12 protein-coding genes and 1 tRNA gene are annotated in these 8802 nt (G+C 70.6%); 7 read left to right on the top strand and 6 right to left on the bottom strand.

The genetic code is table 11. The annotated features are described in order from the left end of the window. Window positions 1-299 (bottom strand): helix-turn-helix transcriptional regulator (locus tag Q7P21_RS17075; protein ID WP_304178051.1); only part of this gene is annotated, 299 nt, incomplete at its 3' end. A 119-nt stretch (window positions 300-418) separates the two neighbouring features. After that, window positions 419-494 (bottom strand) — tRNA-Ala (locus Q7P21_RS17070). A gap of 119 nt (window positions 495-613) precedes the next feature. Between Q7P21_RS17070 and Q7P21_RS17065 the strand changes: the two genes are divergently transcribed. Continuing rightward, complete coding sequence (locus Q7P21_RS17065) at window positions 614-919, top strand: YggT family protein (protein ID WP_304178049.1); 306 nt, start codon at window positions 614-616, stop codon at window positions 917-919. 7 nt (window positions 920-926) lie between these two features. Continuing rightward, window positions 927-1211 (top strand): DUF167 family protein, encoded by a 285-nt coding sequence (locus Q7P21_RS17060; protein ID WP_304178047.1) that lies wholly within the window; start codon window positions 927-929, stop codon window positions 1209-1211. Between the two features lie 189 nt (window positions 1212-1400). Here Q7P21_RS17060 and Q7P21_RS17055 read toward each other — a convergent pair whose 3' ends face one another. Both Q7P21_RS17055 and Q7P21_RS17050 read right to left on the bottom strand, forming a co-directional pair. Next, window positions 1401-2612, bottom strand: coding sequence for an ammonium transporter (locus Q7P21_RS17055; protein WP_304178046.1), 1212 nt, complete (start codon window positions 2610-2612; stop codon window positions 1401-1403). A 149-nt stretch (window positions 2613-2761) separates the two neighbouring features. Beyond that, a complete protein-coding gene (locus tag Q7P21_RS17050; protein ID WP_304163916.1) occupies window positions 2762-3226 on the bottom strand; it encodes a chemotaxis protein CheW in 465 nt (154 codons plus the stop codon). 154 nt (window positions 3227-3380) lie between these two features. On the opposite strand from Q7P21_RS17050, the gene Q7P21_RS17045 reads away from it, so the two are divergent. The 3 genes from Q7P21_RS17045 to Q7P21_RS17035 all read left to right on the top strand — a co-directional run bounded on the left by Q7P21_RS17045 (window position 3381) and on the right by Q7P21_RS17035 (window position 4879). Continuing rightward, window positions 3381-4121, top strand: a complete 741-nt coding sequence (locus Q7P21_RS17045) for a Sir2 family NAD-dependent protein deacetylase (RefSeq protein ID WP_304163915.1) — start codon at window positions 3381-3383, stop codon at window positions 4119-4121. A gap of 63 nt (window positions 4122-4184) precedes the next feature. After that, window positions 4185-4514, top strand: a complete 330-nt coding sequence (locus Q7P21_RS17040; RefSeq protein ID WP_304163914.1) for a DUF6481 family protein — start codon at window positions 4185-4187, stop codon at window positions 4512-4514. Between the two features lie 107 nt (window positions 4515-4621). Next, the gene (locus Q7P21_RS17035) at window positions 4622-4879 is read left to right on the top strand and encodes a hypothetical protein (RefSeq protein ID WP_304163911.1); all 258 of its coding nucleotides are present in this window, start codon (window positions 4622-4624) and stop codon (window positions 4877-4879) included. Between the two features lie 9 nt (window positions 4880-4888). Here the strand turns inward: Q7P21_RS17035 and Q7P21_RS17030 are convergent, their stop codons facing one another. Beyond that, complete coding sequence (locus Q7P21_RS17030; RefSeq protein ID WP_304178045.1) at window positions 4889-6655, bottom strand: chloride channel protein; 1767 nt, start codon at window positions 6653-6655, stop codon at window positions 4889-4891. A 118-nt stretch (window positions 6656-6773) separates the two neighbouring features. On the opposite strand from Q7P21_RS17030, the gene Q7P21_RS17025 reads away from it, so the two are divergent. Together Q7P21_RS17025 and Q7P21_RS17020 are read left to right on the top strand one after the other, a co-directional pair. After that, a complete protein-coding gene (locus Q7P21_RS17025; RefSeq protein ID WP_304178044.1) occupies window positions 6774-7118 on the top strand; it encodes a hypothetical protein in 345 nt (114 codons plus the stop codon). A gap of 252 nt (window positions 7119-7370) precedes the next feature. Then, a complete protein-coding gene (locus Q7P21_RS17020) occupies window positions 7371-7883 on the top strand; it encodes a hypothetical protein (RefSeq protein ID WP_304163906.1) in 513 nt (170 codons plus the stop codon). Here the strand turns inward: Q7P21_RS17020 and Q7P21_RS17015 are convergent. Continuing rightward, window positions 7873-8802, bottom strand: a 930-nt coding sequence (locus tag Q7P21_RS17015) for a sensor histidine kinase KdpD (protein ID WP_304178043.1), incomplete at its 5' end; no start/stop codon positions are given. The two genes, Q7P21_RS17020 and Q7P21_RS17015, sit on opposite strands and share 11 nt — an antisense overlap.

The following is an 8802-nucleotide window of genomic DNA, read 5'->3' as shown; positions in this document are numbered from 1 at the left end:
CCGCAGACCTCCGGCCGGCCCTGACAGCAGTCTTGCATCAGGAAGCCGATGAGCCCGCCGATCTGGTCGTAGTCGGCGGAATAGATCACCGAGCGGCTCTCCCGCCGCGACCGGATCAGGCCGGCGCGGGTGAGGATGGCCAGCTGGGTGGACATGGTGTTGGCCGGCGCGCCGAGCGCCCGCGCGATCTCGCCGGCCGGCACGCCCGCCGCGCCCGCCTGGACCAACAGGCGAAACACCGCCAGGCGACCTGGATGGGCCAGGGCGGACAGGCCTTCGATGGCGTCTTGTGATTCCATAATTCGACGATCGTGGAATCATGGAGGAGAGTCAAGAGCCCGTGGGCTACGACGGCGCACGACCGGTCGGCCTCAGCCAGGCGGCTGATTTTTCTGCATCTTCTCGGCGGAAAGGTTCCTGGTGGAGCCGAGGGGAATCGAACCCCTGACCTCCTCATTGCGAACGAGGCGCTCTACCATCTGAGCTACGGCCCCAGGAGGCGCGGAATAAGCGTTTTCAGACCCGCCCTGTCAAGCACAAGAAAGGCGTCTTGCCGCCGCAGGGGCCGGCCGGGCGCTTGCCAGGGGGCGCCGCGCCCCGCTAAACCCAGGCCATGGGCAAATTCATCTACTTCATCGTCGACAATCTGTTCGGGCTCCTGTCCCTGGCGATCGTGGTCAGCGCGATCCTGTCGTGGCTGGTGGCCTTCGACGTGATCAATCTGCGCAATCCCATGGTGGGCAACATCTGGCGCTTCCTGGACGCGGTGACCCAGCCGATCCTGCGGCCCTTCCGGCGGATCATTCCCGCGCTGGGCGGCGTCGATATCAGCCCGATCATCGTGCTGCTGATCATCGAGGGCGCGCGCCGCTATCTGCTGCCGCTGATTTTCGGACCCCTCATCGCCGTCCTAGGCTGACATCGCCGTGCGCCTGGCGGTGCGGGTGACGCCCAAGGGCGGCCGCGACGCCGTGGACGGCTGGAGCCTCGACCCCGCCGGCCGGCCGCTGCTGAAGCTGAGGGTCAGCGCCGCGGCCGCCGATGGCGCGGCCAACGCCGCGGTCATCGCCCTGCTGGCCAAGGCCGTGGGCCGGCCGAAATCGGCCCTGCGCATCCTCTCCGGCGAGACCGCCCGGGTGAAGCTGATCGAGATCGAGGGGCTGGAGCCCGAGGCCCTCGCCGCCAAGCTGGGCGCGCCGCCGGCGAACTGAACAGGGTTCGGGGCGCCGCAGGCGCAGAAAAGAGTTGTCCACGAACCCCACGAACCACACGCACGGGTCGGCGCCGACCCAGACCGATCTAACCAACCTCTGACGGCGGTATCGGGGCGTGACCGCCCCTTTTGCTGTTCGTGTGGTTCGTGTGGTTCGTGTGGTTCGTGGATAAAATCCCTTACCGCGTCAGGGATTGTAGGCGCGCTCGCCGTGGGCGGCCATGTCGAGGCCTTCCTCGATGGCGTCCTCGCGGGCGCGCAGGCCGATGGCGCGCTTGAGGACCAGGACCAGGATGAGGCTGGCGCCCGCCGACCAGGCGCAGACGGCGGCGACGCCGATGGCCTGGACGCCCAGCTGCCGGACCATGTCCATGCCCGGCGCATAGCCGGCCCCGCCGGCCGGGCGGGCGGCCAGCACCGCCACCAGCAGGGTTCCCAATATGCCGCCGATCCCATGGACGGCGAAGACGTCGAGGCTGTCGTCGATGCGGACCTTGTGCTTCACCAGCTCGACCGCCTGGTAGCAGATCAGGCTGCCGGCGGCGCCCAGCAGCACGCCGCCCAGGGGGCCGACGAAGCCCGAGGCCGGGGTGACAGTGGCCAGGCCCGCCACCACGCCGGTGACCAGGCCGACCATGCTGGCGCGGCCGAAGCGGCGATATTCGATCAGGGCCCAGGTGAGGCCGGCGGTCGCCGCCGACAGATGGGTGGCGATCAGGGCCGAGCCGGCGTCGCCATTGGCGGCGAGCGCGCTGCCGGCGTTGAAGCCGTACCAGCCGACCCACAGCATGCCGGCGCCGATCATGGTCATGCCCGGATTGTGCGGCGGCGAGACATGGGGATAGCCGTCGCGCGGGCCCACCGCCCAGGCGATGACCAGGGCCGAGACCCCGGCGGTCGCGTGCACCACCAGGCCGCCGGCATAGTCCATGACATGCAGCCGGCCGAGCCAGCCGCCGCCCCATACCCAGTGGCAGACCGGGGCATAGATCAGGAGCAGCCACAGGCCGGAAAAGGCCAGGACGGCCGAGAACTTGATGCGCTCCACGAAGGCCCCGACCATCAGGGCCGGGGTGATGATGGCGAAGGTCATCTGGAAGCCGAAGAACACGCTTTCCGGCAGGCCGCCGACCCGGGCGTCACGGGGGACATGAACCAGGCCCGCCTTGGCCAGGTCGCCGATCAGCGGCCCCGTCCCGGAGAAGGCCAGGCTGTAGCCGCCCAGCAGCCACAGCACCGAGGCCAGGCAGGCGATGGCCACGCAATGGGTCATGACCGAAAGCACGTTCTTGGCCCGCACCAGCCCGGCATAGAACAGGGCCAGGCCCGGCAGGGTCATGAACAGGACCAGCGCCGTGGCGCTGAGAATCCAGGCGGTGTCGCCCGAGTTGGCGGTCATGGCGTCGTCTTCCCCCGTGATGTCCGGCGGACGCGACGCGCCGGGAGGGGGTCTATTGCCAGAGGCCGGCCCGAAGGGGCGCCTATTTTTTCAGCGGGTCAGCGGAATTTTTGACCGCCCGCAGCGGAAAAACAACGCAGGGCTCGGCGTCAGGCGGCCATGGCCGGCATGTTGGGGGGCAGGACATTATCCAGCGCCAGCAGGCTGACGATGTTGGTGTCGATGGTCATGACCCCGGCCACGAAGGCGGTGGAGTCGGCGCTGCCGACATCGGGCGCCGGCTGGATCAGGCCCTCGGTGACCAGCAGGATGTCGGAGACTGCGTCGACCACCAGGCCCATCTGGGCGTCGCCGATCTGGGCCACGACCACCACGGAGGCGGGGCCAGGGGTGGCGGGGCCGAGGCCCAGGCGGGCGCCCAGGTCGATGACCGGCAGGATTGCGCCGCGCAGGTTCATCATGCCCAGCACATGGGGCGGGGCGTGGGGCAGGGGCGTGGTGGTGGTCCAGCCGCGGATCTCGCGCACCGCCATGATGTCGATGGCGTAGGCCTGGTCGGCGATGCGCACCGAGATCAGCTCGGCGCCGGGCGACGGAATACGGGAATCCCCCATGGACTCGGACCTTCTTCATAAGGACAGGGCCCGCGACGCCAGGGAGGGCGACGGGCCGAGGACATACTGACGCGCTATCTTTTGTAAGCCGTTAACAGGGCAGGGTTTTCTCCGCCGGCTGGCGCCCGGTGGCGCAGCGCGGCAGGATGGGGACATGTCCGACCGCGCCCAGCTCGCCCGCCTGATCTCAGACGCCCGCCGCATCGTCGCCTTCACCGGGGCGGGGATCTCTACGGAGTCCGGCATTCCAGACTTCCGCTCGCCGGGCGGGGTGTGGAGCCGGATGAAGCCGATCACCTTCCAGGAGTTCACCGCCGACCCCGACAAGCGCCATGAGGCCTGGAGCCGGGCCTTCTCCGGCAAGGCCGGCTGGACGGGCCGGGCGCCCAATGCCGGTCACTTCGCCCTGGCCCGGCTGGCGGCCCAGGGGCGGCTCTCCAGCGTCATCACCCAGAATGTCGACAATCTGCACCAGGATTCCGGCGTGCCGGCCGAGCGGGTGATCGAGCTGCACGGCAACGCCAGCTACGCGACCTGCCTGGACTGCGGAAGCCGCCACGAGCTGGAGGATCTGCGGGCGCCCTTCCTGGAGCGCGACGAGATCCCGACTTGCCGGTGGTGCGGCGGGCTGGTGAAGACGGCGGTGATCTCCTTCGGCCAGTCCATGCCGGCCGGACCCATGCGGGCGGCGGAAGACGAGACCTTGGCCTGCGACCTGTTCCTGGTGCTGGGCTCGTCCCTGACGGTGTTCCCGGCGGCGGGATTTCCCCTGCTGGCCAAGCGGTCCGGCGCAACCCTGGCGATCCTCAATCGCGAGCCGACCGAGCTGGACCGGGTCGCTGACCTGGCCCTGCAGGGTGAAATCGGCCCCATCTTGAGTGAAATCGTGCCGTAAAGCGCAGAAAAAGATGCTCAGGGGGCTTCGCAAGCGGGCGCAAAGACATTAATCGCCCGCGACATGATTCATCCGAAGAACCACAGCTTCAACGATCGTCAGGCGGCCTCGGCCGCGGCGAAGAAGGCCCTGCTCGAGAAGTTCAAGCCCAAGCCTGCGGTCACCGACCCGCTGATCGAACAGCGCAAGGCGGAGAAGGAGCTCGAGCTGGAGATCCTGCGCGAGGAGCGCCGCAAGGCGCGTGAGATCCGCCGCGCCGCCGCAGAGGCCGCCGACGCCATCCGCCGCGAGGAGGAGGCGATCACGGAGGAGGCCCGCGAGCTGGCCCTGCGCGCCGCCCAGAAGGCGGCCCGCGACGCCCGCTACGCCGCCCGCAAGCAACGCCGGAACTAGACGGCCGGGGCCCCGCCCGCCCTGTCCCTGCGTCAGCCAAGGCTCTTGGCCCCGGCGTCCTCGCGTGCAAGGTTGATGGCAATCTCTACTCCAAGTTGGCGAGTTCCATGATCCTCCCCCTGTTGCTTTCCGCCGGCCTCATGCTGAGCGCCGAAGCCGTTCCCGCCGCCGGTGGCACGACCGCCCCGCCGCCCGCCGCCGCGCCTGCGCCCCAACCCAAGAAGGTCTGCACGACGACGACCGACCTCGGCTCGCGCCTGCCGGTGCGGATCTGCCGCACGCCCGAGCAGGCCGCGGCCATCGCCGAGGCCTCGAAGCAGGCGCTGCAGGACATGCAGAAGGTCGGCGCCGCGAACTCGCAATAGGCTGGTAGGTCAGGTCTCGCCGGTCAGATCCCGGCGGGCCTTTTCCAGTTCATCGGCATAGCGCCGCGTGGCGTAGGCCTCCGACAGCACGCCCAGTACCTGGCCCTGGTCATCGACCACCACCAGCTCGTCGCTCTGGGTCTGGTCGAAGGCGGTCATGATCTCCTTGATGCTCAGCTCGGGGCTGAGCACGGCGTCGCGATTGATGGCCAGCGTCGTCAGGCTGTGGCCGGCCGCGTCCTCGGCATAGGCCGCCGCGGTCTGGACCAGGCCGGCATAGCGTCCGGCGGCGTCGGTCAGCACCACCCGCTTGGTCCCGCCCAGGGGAAAGCGACGACGGAACTCGGCCAGGTCGGCGTCGGCGGCGATGGAGGGCGCGCCAGTGCGCATCATCCGCCCGGCGGTGAGGGTGCGGATCCAGCCGACATCGTGGGCCGAGCGGATCGTTTCGCCGCGCAGGTGCAGCCGCCAGGTGGAGAAGGAATAGCCAAAGGTCTCCCGCACCACGGCGCTGGCGATCAGCGAGGCGACCAGGGTGGCGGCGGTGACGGTGAAGTCGCCGGTGGTCTCCAGCACCAGGAAGGACATGGTGAGCGGCCCGCCGACGATGGCCACGCCCAGGGCGCCCATGCCGACCAGGGCCGCCACAGTGGGGTCGAGCACCGGCAGGAAGGTGGCATAGGCCGCCAGGTGGGCGAAGGCCTGGCCGACCAGGGTGCCCAGGAACAGGGCGGCGAAGAACAGCCCGCCCCGGAAGCCGAAGCTTAGCGACAGGATCGACGCCGCCGCCTTCATGGCCGCAAGCGTCAGCAGCAGCTTCAGCCCGAGGTCGGCCTCAAGGTCCAGGGCCAGCGCCCCGTGCCCGGCCGAGAGGGTCTGGGGGGTCATCAGGGCGATGCCGGCCAGCAGCAGCCCGCCGACCGCCGGACGGAACACCGGCGGGATCGGCATCTTCACCGTCCATTGGTCGGCCAGGGCCACCAGCCGCATCATCATCACCCCCACCCCGGCGGTGACCAGGCCCAGCAGGGCGTAGAGGCCATAGACCGGCCAGGTCTGGACGGCGGTGACCGAGGTCCCGAGCAGATAGGTCGGCGCCCCCAGGCTCTTGGCCACCAGCACGGCGGCCAGGGCGGCTGCGGCCACCGGGGCGATATTGGCGACCGTATAGGCCCCGATGACGATCTCGAAGGCGTAGAAGGCCCCGGTCAGCGGCGCGCCAAAGGCTGCGGCTATGGCCGCCCCGGCCCCGGCTCCCACCAGGGTGCGCAGGTCGGCGCGGCGCAGGGCCAGGGCCCGGCCGATCAGCGAGCCCGCCGCGCCGCCGGCCTGGGCGTAGGCGGCCTCCAGCCCCACCGAGGCCCCGGCGCCGTTGGACAGCAGGGTCTGGGCGCAGATGAAGGCGCTGTCGCGGCCCGACATCCGCCCCCCGTGCAGGGCGTTGGCCTCCACCGGGTCGACGGCGCCGCCCGGGCTGTAGCGCTGCCAGAGCCAGGTCCCGAGCCCCAGCACCAGGCCGCCGGCCGGAATGGCCAGCACCCGCCAGGGGACGATCGCTGCCTGGGCGCTCAGCCGCTGCTCGGGATCAAAGGCGAACAGGAAGATCTGCAGGCCGTGGGCGATCTTGGCCTGGAAGGTGGCCAAGGCCCCGGCCGTCGCCCCCACCAGGATCGCCACGGCGATCAGCCACAGCTCGCTGGACCGGATCTGGCGCCGGACAAAGGCCAGCCACTTCAGCGGCTGGGGACGGGAAAGCGAGGTCGGAACCTGGACCATGGGGGCTGTTAGCTTGGAATGTAAACAATAGTAAAACCATAGGAATTCCGCGCGCGAGCCAGGCCGCAGGCGGTTAAGACGCCCTTAACCTCAACCCCTGCCGGTCCTGGAGAGCGACATGTCGGAAAACCTGGTCGAGCTGGCGACGAGCCGCGACGCGCGCTTGAGCCGGACCCCCGATCCCCACCCCCTGGTGGCCGAGATCGTCGAGGCCCTGATGGCGTTGAGCGGCGAGGCTCACCGTGAGGTGGTGGTCGATCGCATCGCCCAGGGACGGCATCGCGCCGCCCGCGCCGCCAGCCCGGCCCTGCGCGACGAGGTGTTCCGGGCGTTCGACGCCCATCGCCATGTCGACGGCGAGCACCCGTCCCTCTTCCACCTGCGGTTTGGCGAGGGCTCGCACCGCTGGTCGCTGGCCCCGGCGGCCATGGCCTTCATCGACGCCCGTGGGGAGATGTGCTGATGGCCCTGGCCCGCGCGATCCCTCAGCCCAACCTCGGCTGGCTCTGCCTCTGGGCGGGTCTGTCCTGCACGGCGGCGTCCTGCGGCTTGCTCCTGGGCGCCTGCCTGCGCTGATCGGCCAAGCCTGGGCTTGTGTTCGAAGGCTCCAAGTCAAAAAGTTAGAGCATTTCTTGTTCCGAATAGTGCGTCACACTTTTCGGGAAATGCTCTAGGGTGAGGGTCGGCTGAGATCCCCGCGCCTTCAGGAGCCGCCATGACCCCCAGCCAATCTCTCGTTCGCCTGGGCGGCGTGGTCGTGCTGGCCGCCGCCCTGAGCGCCTGCGCCGGTCCCCGGATCCTGACTAGCCTGTCGCCGGAGACGCTGAAACTCGCCCCGGGCGGGGTCGCTCTGCTGCCGGGCGCGCCGGGCCCGTCGCCGGTGGGCGACCTGGTCGGCGCCCGCCTGGCGTCGCGCGCGCCCAAGGCCGGCCAGGGCCCGGACTATTATGTCGTGGCCGCGCAGTCGGCGCGGGTCGGCAAGATCGGGGTGATGGGCTCCACGCCCACCGGCGCCCCGCCGGCCTGGGTCGAGGCCCCGCGCAAGTCCGGCTGGCGGTTCTGGACCGGCGACAAGCCGGTGCGCACCGTCTCCCTGACCGTGCTGGACGCCAGGACCGGCAAGAAGCTGGCCGATGCGACCGCCGCCGACGGCCATGCCGGGGACCGCCAGCCGCTATCGGCCCTGGTCGACGCGGCCCTGGCCCGGGCCGGCCTGATCACGCCCTGACGCCGAAGGCGAAGATCGCGCCTCGGCCGGGCGCGCTGTCGCAGTCGACGAAGCCGCCCTGGCGCTGGGCCACCACCCGCACAAAGCTGAGGCCCAGGCCCACCCCTTCGGTCTTGCCGTCCCCGAACCGCTTGAAAGGCTCGAACAGCGAGGCCTTGTCCTGGGCGCTGAGGCCCGGCCCCTCATCGGCGATCTTCAGCACCCAATAGGCCGCCCGCGCCCCACGGCCCCGGGCCAGGACGCAGGTGATCCGCCCGCCCTCGGGGCTGAACTTCACCGCATTGCCCAGCAGATTGCCGATCGCCCGGGCGGTCAGGGCCTCGTCGCCCAGGACGATGACGCTCTCCGGGGCCTTGGTCTCGACGTTCAGCCCCTTGGCCCGCCACTGGGGCCAGAGGTCGTCGACGGCCTGGACCAGCAGGTCGGCCAGGTCGAATTGGACCGGGCGCAAGGCCGAGGACTCCGCCCGGGCCAGCTGCACGAAGCCGTCGGCCAGGGCCAGGGTGCGGCGCGCATAGCCGGCGATCCGGGCCGACAGCGCCTCCGGCCCGCCGGCCTGGCGCGGATTGTCCAGCAGGGCCAGGATCGAGCTCTGGGGCGAGCGCATGTCGTGGGTGAGCAGTTGCAGCGCCTGTTCGCGCTGGCGGTGGGCGGACTCGAGCGCGCTGACATCGGCGAACCGCAGGATCCGGCCGGCGGCCTGGCCGGGCGCGGCCTGGCGGGCGGCGGCGTTGGCCATCTCCACCCGATCGTGGGCGTCGAGCACCAGGGTGGCGTCGGGCAGGGCGGTCAGGGCGTCGGCGGCGAAGCGGCGAAGCGCGCTCATCCGGTCGATGGCCTGCTCCAGCAGCCAGGCCTGGCGGCCGACCAGGTCGGCGGCGGGGGCCGGGTCGGCGCTCGCTGGCCCCATGGCTGGATC

The sequence above is a fragment of the Phenylobacterium aquaticum genome (assembly GCF_947378715.1).
GTDB lineage: Bacteria > Pseudomonadota > Alphaproteobacteria > Caulobacterales > Caulobacteraceae > Phenylobacterium > Phenylobacterium aquaticum_A.
This window is presented reverse-complemented; position numbering and strand designations above follow the sequence as displayed.

Coding starts and splice junctions, on each gene's coding strand:
- Q7P21_RS17065 (WP_304178049.1), top strand. CDS start 614: ATGGGCAAATTCATCTACTTCATCGTCGACAATCTGTTCGGGCTCCTG.
- Q7P21_RS17055 (WP_304178046.1), bottom strand. CDS start 2,612: ATGACCGCCAACTCGGGCGACACCGCCTGGATTCTCAGCGCCACGGCG.
- Q7P21_RS17050 (WP_304163916.1), bottom strand. CDS start 3,226: ATGGGGGATTCCCGTATTCCGTCGCCCGGCGCCGAGCTGATCTCGGTG.
- Q7P21_RS17045 (WP_304163915.1), top strand. CDS start 3,381: ATGTCCGACCGCGCCCAGCTCGCCCGCCTGATCTCAGACGCCCGCCGC.
- Q7P21_RS17040 (WP_304163914.1), top strand. CDS start 4,185: ATGATTCATCCGAAGAACCACAGCTTCAACGATCGTCAGGCGGCCTCG.
- Q7P21_RS17035 (WP_304163911.1), top strand. CDS start 4,622: ATGATCCTCCCCCTGTTGCTTTCCGCCGGCCTCATGCTGAGCGCCGAA.
- Q7P21_RS17030 (WP_304178045.1), bottom strand. CDS start 6,655: ATGGTCCAGGTTCCGACCTCGCTTTCCCGTCCCCAGCCGCTGAAGTGG.
- Q7P21_RS17025 (WP_304178044.1), top strand. CDS start 6,774: ATGTCGGAAAACCTGGTCGAGCTGGCGACGAGCCGCGACGCGCGCTTG.
- Q7P21_RS17020 (WP_304163906.1), top strand. CDS start 7,371: ATGACCCCCAGCCAATCTCTCGTTCGCCTGGGCGGCGTGGTCGTGCTG.